This is a genomic window from Nocardioides sp. W7 (assembly GCF_022919075.1).
GTDB lineage: Bacteria > Actinomycetota > Actinomycetes > Propionibacteriales > Nocardioidaceae > Nocardioides.
This window is the reverse complement of the sequence record NZ_CP095078.1, coordinates 165,553-180,735: the sequence shown is the minus strand read 5'-3', so window position 1 is coordinate 180,735 and position 15,183 is coordinate 165,553. Positions and strand designations below refer to the sequence as shown.

Below are 15,183 nucleotides of genomic sequence, written 5' to 3'. Positions count from 1 at the left end.
GTAGTGCCCCGCGCGGTCGCGCCGGCTCAGGCGAAGATCATGCAGCTCGACGTGGCATGGGCGATCAGCTTGCCGTCGGAGTTGAAGAGCTGCGCCTCGGCGAGGGCGGTACGGCGGCCGCGCTGGAGCACCTTGCCGACCGCCCGGAGTCGCCCGGACTTCACCGACGCCGGGCGCAGGAACTTCACGCTCAGGTCGAGCGAGGTGTAGCCCTCGCCCGCGCCCAGGGTGGTGTGCACCGAGCAGCCCGCGACAGTGTCGAGCAACGACGACAGCACGCCGCCGTGCACCGTGCCGAGCGGGTTGTAGTGCCGGTGTTCGGGGTCGAGGCTGACCGAGACCGACCCGGGCTCGACGACGAGGTCGACGAAGCCGAGCGTCTCCGCGAGCGGGGCGGCGGGGAGCAGCCCGTCGCGCATCGCGATCAACAGCTCGAGTCCGGTCATCGTGGCGACGTCGGGGGTCTGGGTCTCCGTCATGGATCCAGATTCGCTCACGCACTCTGCATCTGTCAACGAGACCCAGAGTGGCTATCCTGTGACCATGCCCACCGCCCCGCCCGCCCTCGCCTGGTCGACCGCGAACTGCACCCTCGGCCGGTCGTTGGCCGTGCTCGGCGAGCGGTGGACGCTCGTGGTGCTGCGCGAGGTCTTCAACGGGGTACGCCGCTTCGACGACATCCGCCGGCACAGCGGCATCCCCCGGCAGGTGCTGAGCAACCGGCTGGCCCTCCTGGTCGACCAGGAGATCCTGCGGCGGGCGCCGTACCGCGACGACGGGGCGCGCGAGCGCCACGAGTACCGACTGACCCCGAAGGGCTTCGACCTCTACCCGGTGCTGGTGGCGATCGCCGACTGGGGCGACCGCTACCTCGCCGACCCCGGCGGGCCGCCCGTCGAGTTCGCCCACCTCGACTGCGGCGGGGTGGTGCGCGCCGAGCTCGTGTGCGAGCACGGCCACCGGGTCGGCGACCCGCGCACCGTCGCCCCGCGCCCGGGGTCGGGGGCGCTGCCGGTGTCCTGAGCCTCCGCTCGACGTCCGGCGGGTTTCCGCACTTCCGCACGCTCGAGCGCCGCGGAAGCGGCAGACTCCGGGCATGCACGCGAACGGCGGTCGGGGAGTCGTCGTACTCCTCGTGCTCCTGGCGCTGGTCCCGTGGGGATCGGCCTGCACGCAGGGGGAGACGGAGGGCGCCCGGCCGGCGCCCGGCAGCACTCCCGTCGTCGGCTCCAGGGTGGCCCCGAGCCCGACCCCCGTCGCCGCCACGAGCACCCCCGCCTCGAGTACGACCCCCAGCGACAGCACGCCCGGAGCCGGCCGCGCCGCGCCGCGTCGGAGGATCTCCGTCTCCGACCCGGAGGGCGACGTCGACGACGCGCCACGACCGAGTCACTGGCTCGTCCCCGGCGTCGATCTCTCGGGGTTCGAGGTCACCTACGAGGCCACCTCGAGGAGGCTGCGGTTCAGGATCGAGTTCGCCGACCTGCGGCGCCTGGAGGATCACCACGGACTGTTCAGCCAGAGCATCACGGTGGCGAGCGACGCGGATCCGGGGCGGACCGTCTACTTCGAGCGCAGCTCCCTCGAACGCGACAGTCTCGTCAGCCGCACCGTCGCACCGATGCTGCACGACGGTTCCACGACCCGGCGGTGCCCCAGGGCCGGCTCGCACGTCGACCTGGAGTCCGACGTCGTGCTGATCTCGGTGCCGGTCCGATGCGTCACCCGGGTGCGACGCCCGGCCCGGTTCTCCGTCTGGACCAGCGGCGGGCAGCGTTTCGAGGACAGGCAGGGGTGGACCGTCGGCACCGACCTGCTGGAGGCCGGCCGCCGCGTTCGGACCCGCTGACCAGCGGCCCCGCCGTCAGTCCAGCGGGGAGACCCGGATGAGGTTCCCATCGGGGTCGGCGACCACGAAGGTCCGACCGAACACCTCGTCGTGCGGCTCCTCCACGACGCTCACGTCGCGCGTCAGCCAGCTGTCGAAGAGCGCGTCGACGGCGTCGGCCGAACCGGGCACCATCAGCCCGACCTCGGAGGTCCGGGGCGCGCCGGGGGTCACCTGGTCGGGGCGGCCGCCCCACAGGGCGAACAGGAGACCCGGGGCCACCTCGAACGGCACGTAGCGCGGGGTGGTCATCACCGGTTCCATCTCGAACAGGTCGCGGTAGAAGGCGGTCGCTCGCTCGACGTCGGTGACGTAGACGAGGAAGAGGTTGGGCGTGGGCATTCGGAAGCTCCTTCTCGGCGACCGCGTCTCGGTCGCCGCGTCCAGGCTCCCGTGCCCAGCGGTCAGTTCCTGACCGCTTCTCGCCGGGGTCCGAGGACTCTCAGAGCGGCGCGGGCTCGACCTGCGGCTCGAACGGCGGCACCCCGGGGTCCTCGCCGGGAGTGGGCGCGGGATCGGGGATCGGTGTCGGGTCGCCGCTGGGGACGATCTCGGGGTCGGGTGCGTTCGGCATGGTGGTCATGGCGCCCGGTACCCGCCGCGCGGGCTGTAACGCGGTGTCCACCGAGGTACGGCGGTGCTGCAGCACCGCACCAGGTCGGTGGACACCGCGTTACAGCGGCGTCGGTCCGCCCGCCGGCCCGCCCGCGGCGCCGCGCACCGGCCGAGAGAGGCGGTCCAGGAAGGCCACCAGCAGCGCTTCGCGCATCGCGGGCGAGGCGAGGTCGAGCATCGCGTTGACCTCGGCCATCCGCTCGGGCAGCGCGAGCCCGTCGCCCGCGGCCGAGCCGGACGAGCCCACCAGCCCGGACGCCGCCAGCAGGCCGTCGAAGTCGTCGTCGGTGAGCGCCGCCGGGTCGAGGGACTCGATGAACGCCGCGACCTCGGGGTCGACGGCGACCGGACCGGCGGCGACCGCCGCGGCGACGGCCTGCGACAACGCGGCGAGGAACTCACCGACCGCAGGCAGGGTCGCCGCGCTGACGGAGAGGTGCACGGTGGCCGGCTGGCCGGCGTACGACATCTGGGGCTGGACGTACCAGCCGCGCGCCGCCATCTCGTCGCAGATCGTGAACGGGTCGCAGGAGTCGTCGGTGGCCAGGGCGACCAGCGTCGAGTCGGGAGGTACGACGACCCGCAGGGGCGCGGTGATCCCCGCGACGATGCGGTCGACCGCCTCGAACACGTCGCGCGAGAGCCGCAGGTAGCCGTCGTCGCCCAGGGTCTGCAGCACCGCCCAGGCGCCGGCGAGCGGGCCGCCGGACTTGGTGGACTGCATCGTGGAGTTGAGCATCGTGTAGCCGGGCCAGTCCGCCGAGGCGAAGAACTGCGGGCGCCGGTGCCCTGGCGTGCGGTGCAGCAGCACCGAGGTGCCCTTGGGGGCGTAGCCGTACTTGTGCAGGTCGACCGAGATCGAGGTGACCCCCTCGACCGCGAAGGTCCACGGCGCGACGTCGCGGCCGAGGCGGGCGGCGTACGGCAGCACCCAGCCGCCGATGCACGCGTCGACGTGGCAACGGATCCCGCGCTCCAGAGCGAGAGCTGCGACCGCACCGACCGGGTCGACGACCCCGTGGGCGTACGACGGCGCGCTGGCCACCACCAGCACGGTGCTGTCGTCGGTCGCAGCGGCCATCGCGGCCGGGTCGGCGCGGAAGTCGGCGCCGACCGGCACCATCCGGAGCTCGACGCCGAAGTAGTGCGCGGCCTTGTGGAAGGCCGCGTGCACGGTCGACGGCACCACGATGTTGGGTCGGACCACGGAGGGCCGGCTGTCGCGCGCGGACTGCACGGCCAGCAGCACCGACTCGGTGCCGCCGGAGCTGACCGTGCCGACCGCGGTCGCGGGCGCGTCGAGGAGGTCGGCGGCGAACCCGACCACGTCGTTCTCCATCTGCAGCAGGCTCGGGAACGCGGTCGGGTCGAGGCCGTTGGAGCCGGCGTACGCCGCCACCGCCTCGCGGCCGACCCGGTCGACCTCGGCGAGGCCGGAGTCGTAGACGTAGGCCAGCGTGCGGCCGCCGTGCACCGGCAGATCGGCGGACTGCAGCTCGCGCAGGCGGGCCATGACGTCGCTCATGCCGGCACCGTCTCACCCTCGACCTCGTCGGCCTCCAGCGAGTAGCGCACGAGCCACCAGAGGCTGAGCAGGATCAGGACGGCGGGCAGCAGCGCGAAGCCGAGCACGATGGCCGTGACAGCGGAGTCGGGCTGCACGACGTCGGAGCCGGACCGGTAGCCGCCCAGCTGCAGCACCAGGGCGAAGACGGCCGGTCCGAGCGCGAGGCCGAACGTCTCCCCGGCGGTCCAGACGCCGGTGTAGACGCCGACCCGGTTGCTGCCCGTGCGCCGGGTGTCGACCGCCGCGGCATCCGGCATCATCGCCATCGGGAAGACCTGGCAGCCGGCGTACCCGACGCCGCTGAGCGCCACCGCGACGAACAGCACGCCCATCGGCGCGGCGTCGGCGAGCACCGAGAGCAGGGACCCGGCGGCGAGGAAGAGCGACGCGGCGACGAACCCCTTCTTCTTGCCGACCCGCTGGCCGATCGCCGACCAGATCGGGGTCAGCAGCAGGGCGGGGGCGACGAAGCACGCGAACAGCACCGTCACCGCGCCCTTGCTGTCGAGCACGTCCTCGGCGAGGTAGTCGACGCCGGCGAGGATGCAGCCGACCGCGAGCGCCTGGATCACGAAGGTCGTCAGCAGCAGCCGGAAGTCCCGGGCGCCGGCCACGACCCGCAGCTGGTCGCGCAGCGTGCCCGCGCCCGGCTGCACGGTCCCGAGCGGCGCATGACGGGTGCCGCGGTACGCCGCCACGACGCCGACCAGGATCACCACGGCCATCGCGAGGCCCATCAGCCGGTAGCCGTCCCGGCCGCCGGCCGCGTCCCGGATCAGCGGGGCGGTGGCGCCCGCGAGCAGGATCGTGGACGCGAGGATCGCGACCCGCCAGGTCATCAGCCGGGTGCGCTCGTCGTACGACGGGGTCATCTCGGCGGGCATCGAGACGTACGGGACCTGGAAGAAGGCGTACGCCGATGCGCAGGCCAGGAACATCACCAGCACCCAGGCGGCCTCCAGCGCGGTGGCCATGTCGGGCGCGGCGAAGAGCAGGGCGAAGCAGACCGCGAGCGAGATGCCGGCCCGCAGCAGCCAGGGCCGCCGCGGACCGCGCGGGTCGACGGTGCGGTCGCTGATCCGGCCGGCGATCGGATTGAGCACGACGTCCCAGGCCTTCGGGAGGAACACGATGAAGCCGGCGGCGATCGCGGCGATCCCGACCTCGTCGGTGAGGTACGGCAGCAGCATCAGGCCCGGGACGGTGCCGAAGGCACCGGTCGCCACCGAGCCCGACCCGTAGCCGATCCGGACGCTCCGGGGCAGGGCGTGATCGGGCCGGGTCTGACCGGACGGGCTCTGACCGGACGGGGCGTGGTCGGTGGACACCCATCGGAGGCTAGTGCGATTTCCCGGTCGACCGGGGAATCGCCACCCAACGGGCCAGTTTCCGAGCGGTCAGCGGCCCAGTGCCCGCGAGTCGCCCGAGCCGTAGCGGCGGGTCGGGTTGGACCCGATCGACTCCTGGGTGGCGGCCTTCCTCCGCGGAGCCGCCTTCTTGGCGGGCGTCTTCCTCGCGGTCGCGGCCTGCTTCGAAGCCGGGGCCTTCGTGGCCGCCGCCCGCTTCCGCACCGCCTTCTTCGGGGGTACGACGTCCGACCACTCGTCGATCCACTCGTCGAGCACCGCCCAGGTGCTGGTGCGGGCCGCGCGGCCGGTGAGCATGCCGAGATGTCCGCCGGGGACGATCTCGAAGCGGGGTTCGAGCGAGCCCGAGAGGTGCTGCAGCACCTCTCGCACCGCGGCGACCGGCGCGATCGTGTCGGTGGCGCCGGCCAGCACCAGCACCGGGGCGGTGATCGCGGACAGCGAGATCTCCCGCGAGCCGAGCTGCATGGCGCCGCCGACGAGCGCGTTGCCGGTCACGAACCGGTGGTAGACCTGCCCGAAGGTCCGGCCCGGGTAGGCGGTCATGTCGTCGGTGAACCGGTCGACCGCCTCCAGCTGGGCGAGGAACTCGGTGTCGTCGAGGTTGGCCGCGATCGCGAGCGGCCTGCTGACGAGCTTCTGGAACGTCGAGAGCTGGAAGGCCCACCGCACCAGCGGGACCGGTACGCCGCCCACGGCGCGGTAGGTCCGGCCGATCAGCCCGTCGCCCTCGTCCAGCCCGCGCATCGGCCGCACCGGGGCCACCAGGGGCACCTGCGAGATGTCGGTCGGCGACCCGGCGGCGGTCACCGACGCGATCGGCAGTCCGGGCCGGTCCGCCGCGGTCAGCAGCGCGAGGATCCCACCGAGGCTCCAGCCGACGACGTGCACCGGCCGGCCGCCGGCGTGTGTGGACGCCGCCTCGACGGCCCGCGGCACGACCTCGTCGACCCAGTGCGCCAGACCCAGGTCGCGGTCGCGGACGTCGACGTCGCCGTACTCCACGAGGTACGTCGGGCGCCCCTGCTCGACCAGGTGCTCGACCAGCGAGCAGCCGCGGCGCAGGTCGAAGCAGATCGCCGGGGCGGCCAGCGGCGACACCAGGAGCACCGGGTCGCCTCGGCGTGGGGCGGACGCAGAGGGCCGGTAGTGGTAGAGCTGCCGCTGGTCGCCCTCCTCGAGGAGGGTCCGCGGCATCGGTCGCAGGTCGGCGATGCTGCCGTGGACGAGCTGCTGGGCGAGGTTGCTCGCGGCCGAGACGACCTGGTCGCGGGTGGGGATCAGGTCCATGCTCGAGACGCTAGTCGAGGTAGGTGCGGCCCATCCAGGTCCCGCCGCCATCGACCGGTCCGTAGCCGTAGCGCGCGTAGAGGTCCGGTGACGTCGTCGTGACCAGCAGGGCGCGCTTGATGTGCCGGCCGACCAGCTCCTTGTCGATGGCGTCCATCAGCGCCGTACCGACCCCCTGGCCGCGGTGCTCGGAGGCGACGTAGACGTCGCACAGCCAGGCGAAGGTGGCCCGGTCGGTGACCAGTCGGGCGAAGCCGACGAACTCGCCGTCGTCGTACGCGCCGAAGCACAGCGAGTTCGCGATCGAGGTCTCGACGACCTCGCGGGGCCGCCCGAGCGCCCAGTAGGCGTCGGTCGAGAGCCAGTGGTGGACGGTGTCGACGTCGAGCCGCGTCGCGTCGGTGGTGATTTCGAGCATCACGAGCGCCTGGCGGGACGGACCGCCTTGCCGTGCGTGGACGGGACGTCGGACAGCTCGCCCATGAAGCTGTCGGCCCACGCCGCGACGTCGTGCTGGGTGACGGTCTTGCGCATCGCCTTCATCCGGCGGGTGATCTCGCGCTCGTCGGCGTGGTAGGCGTCCAGCATGGCCGACTTCATCCCGTTGATGTCGTAGGGGTTGACCAGCCAGGCCTGCCGCAGCTCGTCGGCCGCGCCCGCGAACTCCGAGAGCACCAGCGCGCCGTGGTTGTCGAACTTGCAGGCGACGTACTCCTTGGCGACCAGGTTCATCCCGTCGCGGTACGGCGTGACAGCCATGATGTCGGCCATCCGGTAGAGCGCCGCCATCTCCTCGCGGGGGTACGACGAGTGCAGGTAGCTGATCACCGGGCGGCCGATCCGGCCGAGGTCGCCGTTGATGCGACCGACCAGCCGGTCGATGTCGTCGCGCAGCAGGCGGTACTGCTCGACCTGCTCGCGCGAGGGCACGGCCACCTGCACGAAGACCGCGTCCTCGACGTCGAGGTGGCCGTCGGCGATCAGCTCGCTGAACGCGCGGAGCCGGGCGTAGATGCCCTTGGTGTAGTCGAGCCGGTCGATGCCGAGGAAGACCTTGCGGGGGTTGCCGAGTGCCTCGCGGATCTCGGTGGCGCGCTGCGCGACGGGCTCGGAGCGGGCCAGGGTCTCGAAGCCGGCGGCGTCGATCGAGATCGGGAACGCCGCCGCCTGCACGGTGCGGCCGTCGGGCAGGTAGACCAGGTCGCGGTGGGTCTTGTGGCCGACCCGCTGCCGGACCAGGCGGACGAAGTTCTGGGCGGCGCCGGGAAGCTGGAAGCCGACCAGGTCGGCACCGAGCAGCCCCTCCAGGAGCTGGCGGCGCCACGGCAGCTGCTGGAACAGCTCGGCCGGCGGGAACGGGATGTGCAGGTAGAAGCCGATGCGCAGGTCGGGTCGCAGCTCGCGCAGCATCAGCGGCACCAGCTGCAGCTGGTAGTCGTGCACCCAGACGGTCGCGCCCTCGGCGGCCAGCTCGGCGGCCTTCTCGGCGAACCGGTGGTTGACCGCGACGTAGGAGTCCCACCACTCCCGGTGGAACTCCGGCTTGGCGACCAGGTCGTGGTAGAGCGGCCACAGGGTGGCGTTGCTGAAGCCCTCGTAGAACCCCTCGATGTCGGCCTGCGTCATCGTCATCGGGACCAGGCTCATGCCGTCGTGCTCGAAGGGCTCCAGGTCCTGGTCGGTGCCGCCCGGCCACCCGACCCAGACGCCGTCGTTCGCGCGCATCACCGGCTCGATCGCGGTGACCAGTCCACCGGGGGAGACCCGCCAGCCCGGTGTCCCGTCCGCCTGCTCGACCCGGTCGACCGGAAGGCGGTTGGCCACGATCACCAGGTTGTTGGACACGCAGTTCACCCTAGTCTTTCCGTCGATGGTGGTGCTGGCACCACCTCCGAGCGGTGGGCGAGCGCCCCTGTACCCAGCCCGAGGAGTCCCTAGCGTTGAGGTCATGAGCAACCCCCTCACCCGCCTGGTCCGAGACACCGCCTACACCCTCTCCGCGTTCGTCCTCGGCGTCGTGGGGTTCGTCCTCGCGGTGGTCGGTCTCGCCGTCGGGGTGAGCCTGCTCTTCACCGTGATCGGCGTGTTCGTGCTGGCCGCCACGGTGTACGTCGCCCGCGGCCTCGCCCAGCTGGAGCGGGTCCGGATGGAGCGGCTGCTGGGCGCCGACGTCCCGCGGGCGTCGTACCGCGTTGCCGGACCGGGCGACGGCTGGCTACGTCGTACGGCGACGCCGCTGCGCGACCCGCAGTCCTGGCTCGACGTGCTCTGGGCGCTGCTGAGCTTCGTGACGGGCACCGTGGTGTTCGCGGTGACCGTGGCCTGGTGGGCGGCGGCGGGCATGGGGCTGACCTACTGGTTCTGGCAGCGGTGGCTGCCGGACGGCGACGACCAGGGGCTCGCCGAGCTGATCGGCCTGGGCGACAGCCGGCAGGCCGAGAGCCTGCTGATGCTGGCCATCGGGCTGGCGGCGGTCGTCACCCTGCCGTTCGTGGTGCGCGGCTGCGCGGCCCTGCACGCCGGACTGGCCTCGGCGCTGCTCTCGACCCGCGGCCGGCTGGCGACGCCGGGCCAGGCTCAGGCGTCGGCGGCGTAGCGCACGCCGATCTGCTCGCGCAGCCCGTCCAGCTGCCGCATCAGGGTCAGGGTCTGGGCGTGCGGGACGTACGGGCTCTCGAGCAGGCCGTTGCGCACGCAGTCGTTCACGTGGGCGATCTCGTTGCCGTAGCCCTGGCCGATCACCGGTTCGGTGCCCTCGATCCGCTGCGGGTGGCCGGGGCCCCGCGCGCTGTGCTCGGTGAAGGTGGCGTAGCGCGGGTGGTGGAAGCCGAACGGGATCTCCACGCGGCCCCGGTCGGTCGCGATCGCGGCGGAGCGCGAGGACCACGACGACATCGACGCGGTCAGGGCGGCGACCGCGCCGCCGGGGTAGCGGCCGGAGATGGCGACGTCCAGGTCGATGCCGGTCGGGGCCAGCCCCGCCTGCGCGGTGAGCTGCTCGGCCTCGCCGAGCATCAGGTGCGCGAAGGTCAGCGGGTAGACGCCCATGTCGAGAAGCGCCCCGCCCCCCAGCTCCGGGTCGAACATCCGGTCGCTCGGTGGCGCGTCGACGCGGAAGCCGAGCTCGGCACGCAGCGACCGGGGGCTGCCGAAGTCGCCGGCGCGGATCCGATCGCGCAGCACCCGGATGACCGGGTGGCAGGCCATCCACATCGCCTCCATGGCGAAGAGCCCGTGCCGGCCCGCGAGGGCGAACAATTCCTCGGCGTCGGCCGTCGTCAGCGTGAGCGGCTTCTCGCACAGCACGTGCTTGCCGGCCTCGAAGGCGATCCGGGCGTTCTCGAGGTGCAGCGAGTGCGGAGTGGCGATGTAGACGACGTCGACCGACGGGTCGGCGACCAGGTCCTCGTACGAACCGTGGGCGGTGGCCGTCCCGCGGGTGTGCTCCTCGGAGAACGCGCGGGCGGCCTCGACGCGGCGCGAGCCGACGGCGACGATCTCGGTGTCGGGCACCAGGGCCAGGTCCCGGGCGAAGGTGTGCGCGATCTTGCCGGTGGCGAGGATGCCCCAGCGGACAGTGGCGGCCATGGCCGGAGCGTAGCGGCGAGCGCTGTCCGGACGCTGCGGCGAGGCGAATGACATCGGTGTGGTTCGTTGCGTACAGTGCTGTGTGGACACCCCGATCCGCGCCAGCAGCAGCACACCAGGGAGACATCGCATGGACGCCGCGAACGCCCTCCACGGCCACGACGAGGCCGCGGCCGAGGTCGACCCCACCCTGAGCGAGCGCGACCGCGACATCCTCGAGTTCGAGCGCCAGTGGTGGAAGTACGCCGGCGCCAAGGAGACCGCGGTCCGCGAGAAGTTCGACATGAGCTCGACCCGCTACTACCAGGTCCTCAACGCGCTGATCGACCGCCCGGAGGCCCTCGAGGCCGACCCGCTCCTGGTCCGTCGGCTGCGTCGACTGCGTGCGGCCCGCCAGCGTCAGCGCTCGGCCCGCCGCCTCGGCTTCGAGGTCTGAGGCCACCGACATGCGCCAGCGCGGGCTGCTCTTCCCCTCTCCCGTGGTGATGCTCAGCATCATCGCCGTCGCCATGGCCGCGATCGCCTTCGTGGCCACCCGCGGCGGCGAGCCGACCGAGCGCGTGATCACGCCGGTCGCCGAGCCGACCACCTCGGCGGCGCCGGCCCCGAGTGCCGAGCCGCCCCCGGCGCCCGCCAAGCCGGCTCGCCCGGCGATCAAGCGCGACCAGGTCTACGTCGAGGTCTACAACAACTCCGGCATCAGCGGCCTGGCCGGCCGGGTCGCCGAGCGGACGACCGCCGTGGGCTGGTCGGTCGTGGGCTCGGACAACTGGTACGGCACCATCCCGACCTCGACGGTCTACCACCCGAAGCGGCTGGCGCGCGAGGCCAAGCTGCTGGCCCGCGACCTGGGCATCGAGCGCACGGCCCTCGCGGTGGGCGCGATGCGGATGGACCGCCTCACCCTGGTGCTCACCGGCGAGCTGGACTGAGAACTTCTCGTCCCGTTCACCGCACGTCCGGTCTCGCTGTGACGGACGCCGTGGGGCAGTCGGCCGGTCCGTGATTGGGTGAGCACCATGGAGTTCACCTCGACGGTCGGGGAGCAGCGTTGGGCTGCCCTCGTCCGGGCGGCGGCGGAGACGGTGGTCGGACTGGATTTCGACGGCACCCTCTCGCCGATCGTGGACGACCCGGAAAAGGCCCACATCCACCCCGACGCCAGCGACGTACTGGTGGACCTGGCCGCCCAGGTGGCCGCCGTCGCGGTCGTCACCGGCCGCCCGGCCCGCCAGGCGCTCGACCTCGGCGGCCTCGAGGAGGTCGGCCACGCGATCGAGGCGGCCGGCAAGGAGCTCTACCTCTTCGGGCAGTACGGCAACGAGCGCTGGAGCTCGACGAAGCGCCGGATCATCTCGCCCCGTCCGCCCGCCGGCCTCGCGACGTTCCTGCGCGACCTGCCCCGCGCGCTGCGTACGGCGGGCGCCGCCGATGCCTTCGTCGAGGACAAGGGGCTCGCGCACGCCGTGCACACCCGCCGGCTGGACGACCCGGACGCGGCGTACGCGCGGCTGCTGCCGCTGCTGCGCGAGCTCGCCGGCCGCAACGGCCTGGTCCTGGAGCCGGGGCGCAATGTCATCGAGGTGCGGGCGCCGGGCATGGACAAGGGGCAGGCGGTGCGCACCCTCGTCGACGAGGTCGGTGCCGGCGGCTTCCTCTTTGCCGGTGACGACCTCGGTGACCTGGAGGCCTTCGACGCCGTCGCCAAGCTGGCCAAGGACGGCATGCCCACCCTGCTGGTCTGCTCCGCCTCGGACGAGGAGTCCGCGCTGGTCGAGCACTCCGACGTGGTCGTGCACGGGCCCGAGGGTGTGCTCGACCTGCTGCGTCGGCTTGCGGCGGAGGCGCGCGACCTGCGGGCGTAGGGCGGCGGGAGTTTCACCGCCTGGGCGGTGAATCTCGTTCCTCTGTCGTGAAGCATCTCGACATCAGCGCGAGTTTCTCGACATCGAGGTGACTCCTGGGGCGATCGGTCCGCCCGGCTGGGAGGCATCGACCCCTGCTTGTTCGCCCACGGTGAACGGAGGAGGTCTCCGGAACACTGGGGCGGGCCCGGTAGTTGAGCCGGTACTACTCAACTTCTGGAAAGTGAGGCGACGCATGAGCGCCACGCGTCTTCCCGTTCTCTTCGTCACCGACCTCGTCGTGCTGCCCGGCATGGTCGTCCCCATCGAGCTCGACGAGGCCGCCCAGGCCGCGATCGACGCCGCCCGCAGCAGCGGCGACGAGCGGGTGCTCGTCGCGCCCCGGCTGGAGGACCGCTACGCGTCGTACGGCGTGGTCGCGAGCATCGAGCGGGTCGGCCGGCTCAGCTCGGGGCAGGGCGGCGCCCCGGCCGCCGTCCTCAAGGCCGAGCGACGGGCCGCCATCGGCAGCGGCGTGACCGGTCCCGGCGCGGCCCTGTGGGTCGAGGTGGAGCCGGTCGAGGAGGTCGTCTCCGAGCACGCCCACGAGCTGGCCGAGGAGTACAAGCGGCTGGTCGTCGCCGTCCTGCAGCGCCGGGAGGCCTGGCAGGTGATCGACCAGGTGCACCGGATGACCGACCCCAGCCAGATCGCGGACGCGGCCGGCTACGCGCCGTACCTCTCCGTCGAGCGCAAGCGCGAGCTGCTCGAGGAGCCCGACGTCGAGCGGCGGCTGACGACGCTGGTCGAGTGGACCCGCGAGCACCTCGCCGAGGCCGAGCTGACCGACAAGATCGGCCACGACGTCCGCGAGGGGATGGAGAAGACGCAGCGGGAGTACCTGCTGCGCCAGCAGCTCGCCGCGATCCGCAAGGAGCTCGGCGAGGGCGAGCCCGAGGGCTCCGACGACTACCGGGCGCGGGTCGAGGCCGCCGAGGTCCCCGACGCGGTCCGCGCCGCCCTGCTGAAGGAGGTCGACAAGCTCGAGCGCTCCAGCGAGCAGAGCCCGGAGACCGGCTGGATCCGGACCTGGCTCGACACCGTGCTGGACCTGCCCTGGCACGTCACCACCGAGGACTCGACCGACGTGGTCGCGGCCCGCGCGGTGCTGGACGCCGACCACCACGGGCTGGACGAGGTCAAGGACCGGATCGTGGAGTACCTCGCCGTCCGTGCGCGCCGCGCCGAGCGCGGCCTGCAGGTCGTCGGCGGTCGCGGGTCGGGCGCGGTGATCCTGCTGGCGGGACCTCCCGGGGTCGGCAAGACCTCGCTGGGCGAGTCCGTCGCCCGGGCGCTGGGCCGCAAGTTCGTCCGCGTCGCCCTCGGCGGCGTGCGCGACGAGGCCGAGATCCGCGGCCACCGTCGGACGTACGTCGGTGCGCTCCCCGGCCGGATCGTCCGCGCGATCAAGGAGGCCGGGTCGATGAACCCGGTGGTCCTGCTCGACGAGGTCGACAAGCTGGCCGCCGGCGCGTTCAGCGGTGACCCGGCCGCGGCGCTGCTGGAGGTGCTCGACCCGGCGCAGAACCACACCTTCCGCGACCACTACCTCGAGCTCGACCTGGACCTGTCCGACGTGGTGTTCATCGCGACCGCCAATGTCGTCGAGCAGATCCCGAGCGCACTGCTGGACCGGATGGAGCTGGTCACCCTCGACGGCTACACCGAGGACGACAAGGTCGCCATCGCCCGCGACTTCCTGCTGCCCCGGCAGCTGGAGCGTGCGGCCGTGACCGAGGAGGAGTTCACGATCAGCGAGGCCGCGCTGCGGGAGCTGGCGGCGAACTACACCCGCGAGGCCGGCGTACGGCAGATGGAGCGGATGCTGGCCAAGGCGCTGCGCAAGGCGGCGACCAAGCTGGCCACCGGCACCGAGCGGCTGGACGTCGACCTCGCGGACCTGAAGGAGCTGATCGGGCGGCCGCGGTTCACCCCGGACGCGCACGAGCGGACCTCGGTGCCCGGTGTCGCGACCGGCCTGGCCGTGACCGGGCTCGGCGGTGACGTGCTGTTCATCGAGGCCAGCGCGCACGAGGGCACAGCGGGGCTGACGATCACCGGCCAGCTGGGCGACGTGATGAAGGAGTCGGCGCAGATCGCACTGTCGTTCGTGCGGGCGCACGCGGGCGAGCTGGGGATCGCCCCGGCCTTCTTCGAGCGGGCCATCCACGTGCACGTCCCGGCGGGCGCCGTACCCAAGGACGGTCCGTCGGCTGGCATCACCATGGTCACCGCGCTTACCTCGCTCGCGACCGGCCGGCCGGTGCGCTCGGAGGTCGGCATGACCGGCGAGGTCACGCTCAACGGCCGGGTGCTCCCGATCGGCGGCCTGAAGCAGAAGCTGCTCGCCGCTCAGCGCGCCGGGCTCACCGAGGTGTTCGTGCCGCTGCGCAACGAGCCCGACCTCGAGGACGTCCCCGCGGACGTGCTGGAGGCGGTCACCGTGCACGTGGTCGGTGACGTGCTCGACGTGGTCCGGGGCGCACTCACGCCGATCCCGGAGGCCGCCACCGCTGCGGCCTGACCTGCCTGACAGGTCGTATGACATCCGATGATCGGGGAAGGCGGGTCTGCGGGTTCATCACGGTATGCAGACGAGCCCGCACCTCCCACGGTGGGTACGCCGTGGGAGGTGCGAACTGAGCGACATACCGTGATGAACCCGGGGCTGGCGTGGCGCGCCACCCCAACCCGGAGTCCGGCCCATGAGAGGGCCCGGACCCACCCGCAGAAGCCGTACGACGCCCGTCTCACCTCGTCCCACATCGCGGAATCGATGTGCACATGCTGAGACGGGCGTCGTACAGTCTCTAGCAGCTCATCAAGAGGGACTGAGGGAACGGCCCAGTGAAGTCCCGGCAACCGCCACGAGCCTCCGCCTCCCGGACATCGGGATCGGACGTGGAAACGGTGCTAATTCCGCCCGGATCGCGACGGTCGCGCCGGGGAAGATGAGAAGGAGGA

16 protein-coding genes and 1 riboswitch are annotated in these 15,183 nt (G+C 72.4%); of the genes, 7 read left to right on the top strand and 9 right to left on the bottom strand.

Features of this window, described 5'->3' with window-relative positions; all coding sequences use genetic code 11:
• Positions 1–26: 26 nt before the first annotated feature.
• Positions 27–479, bottom strand: coding sequence for a PaaI family thioesterase (locus tag MUB56_RS00965; protein WP_244930053.1), 453 nt, complete (start codon positions 477–479; stop codon positions 27–29).
• Between the two features lie 64 nt (positions 480–543).
• Here MUB56_RS00965 and MUB56_RS00960 point away from each other — a divergent pair, with 64 nt between their 5' ends.
• Both MUB56_RS00960 and MUB56_RS00955 read left to right on the top strand, forming a co-directional pair.
• A complete protein-coding gene (locus tag MUB56_RS00960; protein WP_244930052.1) occupies positions 544–1,023 on the top strand; it encodes a helix-turn-helix domain-containing protein in 480 nt (159 codons plus the stop codon).
• Positions 1,024–1,096: 73 nt separating this feature from the next.
• Positions 1,097–1,849, top strand: coding sequence for a hypothetical protein (locus MUB56_RS00955; protein WP_244930051.1), 753 nt, complete (start codon positions 1,097–1,099; stop codon positions 1,847–1,849).
• 15 nt (positions 1,850–1,864) lie between these two features.
• Here MUB56_RS00955 and MUB56_RS00950 read toward each other — a convergent pair whose 3' ends face one another.
• From MUB56_RS00950 to MUB56_RS00920, 7 genes are all read right to left on the bottom strand, one after another.
• Positions 1,865–2,230 (bottom strand): VOC family protein, encoded by a 366-nt coding sequence (locus MUB56_RS00950; protein ID WP_244930050.1) that lies wholly within the window; start codon positions 2,228–2,230, stop codon positions 1,865–1,867.
• Between the two features lie 100 nt (positions 2,231–2,330).
• Positions 2,331–2,471: a hypothetical protein gene (locus MUB56_RS00945; RefSeq protein ID WP_244930049.1), complete on the bottom strand. Its 141-nt coding sequence runs from the start codon at positions 2,469–2,471 to the stop codon at positions 2,331–2,333.
• A 90-nt stretch (positions 2,472–2,561) separates the two neighbouring features.
• A complete protein-coding gene (locus MUB56_RS00940) occupies positions 2,562–4,028 on the bottom strand; it encodes an aminotransferase class V-fold PLP-dependent enzyme (RefSeq protein ID WP_244930048.1) in 1,467 nt (488 codons plus the stop codon).
• Entirely contained in the window at positions 4,025–5,398 is a 1,374-nt protein-coding gene (locus MUB56_RS00935) for an MFS transporter (RefSeq protein ID WP_244930047.1), read from the bottom strand. The genes MUB56_RS00940 and MUB56_RS00935 overlap by 4 nt, the downstream gene beginning before the upstream one ends.
• Before the next feature lie 69 nt (positions 5,399–5,467).
• On the bottom strand, positions 5,468–6,727 hold the full coding sequence (locus MUB56_RS00930) for an alpha/beta fold hydrolase (RefSeq protein ID WP_244930046.1): 1,260 nt from the start codon (positions 6,725–6,727) through the stop codon (positions 5,468–5,470).
• Positions 6,728–6,737: 10 nt separating this feature from the next.
• Positions 6,738–7,145, bottom strand: coding sequence for a GNAT family N-acetyltransferase (locus MUB56_RS00925; protein ID WP_244930045.1), 408 nt, complete (start codon positions 7,143–7,145; stop codon positions 6,738–6,740).
• On the bottom strand, positions 7,145–8,572 hold the full coding sequence (locus tag MUB56_RS00920) for a trehalose-6-phosphate synthase (RefSeq protein ID WP_244930044.1): 1,428 nt from the start codon (positions 8,570–8,572) through the stop codon (positions 7,145–7,147). Before MUB56_RS00920 ends, MUB56_RS00925 begins: the two co-directional genes overlap by 1 nt.
• 103 nt (positions 8,573–8,675) lie before the next feature.
• On the opposite strand from MUB56_RS00920, the gene MUB56_RS00915 reads away from it, so the two are divergent.
• Positions 8,676–9,323 carry a sensor domain-containing protein gene (locus tag MUB56_RS00915; RefSeq protein ID WP_244930043.1) on the top strand — a complete coding sequence of 216 codons (648 nt, stop codon included), beginning with the start codon at positions 8,676–8,678 and terminating at the stop codon, positions 9,321–9,323.
• Here the strand turns inward: MUB56_RS00915 and MUB56_RS00910 are convergent.
• Complete coding sequence (locus tag MUB56_RS00910; RefSeq protein WP_244930042.1) at positions 9,305–10,315, bottom strand: Gfo/Idh/MocA family oxidoreductase; 1,011 nt, start codon at positions 10,313–10,315, stop codon at positions 9,305–9,307. The two genes, MUB56_RS00915 and MUB56_RS00910, sit on opposite strands and share 19 nt — an antisense overlap.
• A gap of 130 nt (positions 10,316–10,445) precedes the next feature.
• Here MUB56_RS00910 and MUB56_RS00905 point away from each other — a divergent pair, with 130 nt between their 5' ends.
• From MUB56_RS00905 to lon, 4 genes are all read left to right on the top strand, one after another.
• Entirely contained in the window at positions 10,446–10,751 is a 306-nt protein-coding gene (locus tag MUB56_RS00905) for a DUF3263 domain-containing protein (protein WP_244930041.1), read from the top strand.
• A 10-nt stretch (positions 10,752–10,761) separates the two neighbouring features.
• Entirely contained in the window at positions 10,762–11,247 is a 486-nt protein-coding gene (locus MUB56_RS00900) for a LytR C-terminal domain-containing protein (RefSeq protein ID WP_244930040.1), read from the top strand.
• Between the two features lie 87 nt (positions 11,248–11,334).
• On the top strand, positions 11,335–12,180 hold the full coding sequence (gene otsB / locus MUB56_RS00895; protein WP_244932329.1) for a trehalose-phosphatase: 846 nt from the start codon (positions 11,335–11,337) through the stop codon (positions 12,178–12,180).
• Between the two features lie 235 nt (positions 12,181–12,415).
• Positions 12,416–14,743 carry an endopeptidase La gene (lon, locus tag MUB56_RS00890; RefSeq protein ID WP_244930039.1) on the top strand — a complete coding sequence of 776 codons (2,328 nt, stop codon included), beginning with the start codon at positions 12,416–12,418 and terminating at the stop codon, positions 14,741–14,743.
• A 291-nt stretch (positions 14,744–15,034) separates the two neighbouring features.
• A riboswitch (SAM riboswitch) is annotated at positions 15,035–15,177 on the top strand.
• Positions 15,178–15,183 lie beyond the last annotated feature (6 nt).

What these genes read in the sequence shown, in the direction of transcription:
- MUB56_RS00905 (WP_244930041.1), top strand. Translation starts at nt 10,446, where the DNA reads ATGGACGCCGCGAACGCCCTCCACGGCCACGACGAGGCCGCGGCCGAG.
- MUB56_RS00910 (WP_244930042.1), bottom strand. Translation starts at nt 10,315, where the DNA reads ATGGCCGCCACTGTCCGCTGGGGCATCCTCGCCACCGGCAAGATCGCG.
- MUB56_RS00915 (WP_244930043.1), top strand. Translation starts at nt 8,676, where the DNA reads ATGAGCAACCCCCTCACCCGCCTGGTCCGAGACACCGCCTACACCCTC.
- MUB56_RS00930 (WP_244930046.1), bottom strand. Translation starts at nt 6,727, where the DNA reads ATGGACCTGATCCCCACCCGCGACCAGGTCGTCTCGGCCGCGAGCAAC.
- MUB56_RS00900 (WP_244930040.1), top strand. Translation starts at nt 10,762, where the DNA reads ATGCGCCAGCGCGGGCTGCTCTTCCCCTCTCCCGTGGTGATGCTCAGC.
- MUB56_RS00945 (WP_244930049.1), bottom strand. Translation starts at nt 2,471, where the DNA reads ATGACCACCATGCCGAACGCACCCGACCCCGAGATCGTCCCCAGCGGC.
- MUB56_RS00925 (WP_244930045.1), bottom strand. Translation starts at nt 7,145, where the DNA reads ATGCTCGAAATCACCACCGACGCGACGCGGCTCGACGTCGACACCGTC.
- MUB56_RS00960 (WP_244930052.1), top strand. Translation starts at nt 544, where the DNA reads ATGCCCACCGCCCCGCCCGCCCTCGCCTGGTCGACCGCGAACTGCACC.
- lon (WP_244930039.1), top strand. Translation starts at nt 12,416, where the DNA reads ATGAGCGCCACGCGTCTTCCCGTTCTCTTCGTCACCGACCTCGTCGTG.
- MUB56_RS00965 (WP_244930053.1), bottom strand. Translation starts at nt 479, where the DNA reads ATGACGGAGACCCAGACCCCCGACGTCGCCACGATGACCGGACTCGAG.
- MUB56_RS00950 (WP_244930050.1), bottom strand. Translation starts at nt 2,230, where the DNA reads ATGCCCACGCCCAACCTCTTCCTCGTCTACGTCACCGACGTCGAGCGA.
- MUB56_RS00940 (WP_244930048.1), bottom strand. Translation starts at nt 4,028, where the DNA reads ATGAGCGACGTCATGGCCCGCCTGCGCGAGCTGCAGTCCGCCGATCTG.
- otsB (WP_244932329.1), top strand. Translation starts at nt 11,335, where the DNA reads ATGGAGTTCACCTCGACGGTCGGGGAGCAGCGTTGGGCTGCCCTCGTC.
- MUB56_RS00955 (WP_244930051.1), top strand. Translation starts at nt 1,097, where the DNA reads ATGCACGCGAACGGCGGTCGGGGAGTCGTCGTACTCCTCGTGCTCCTG.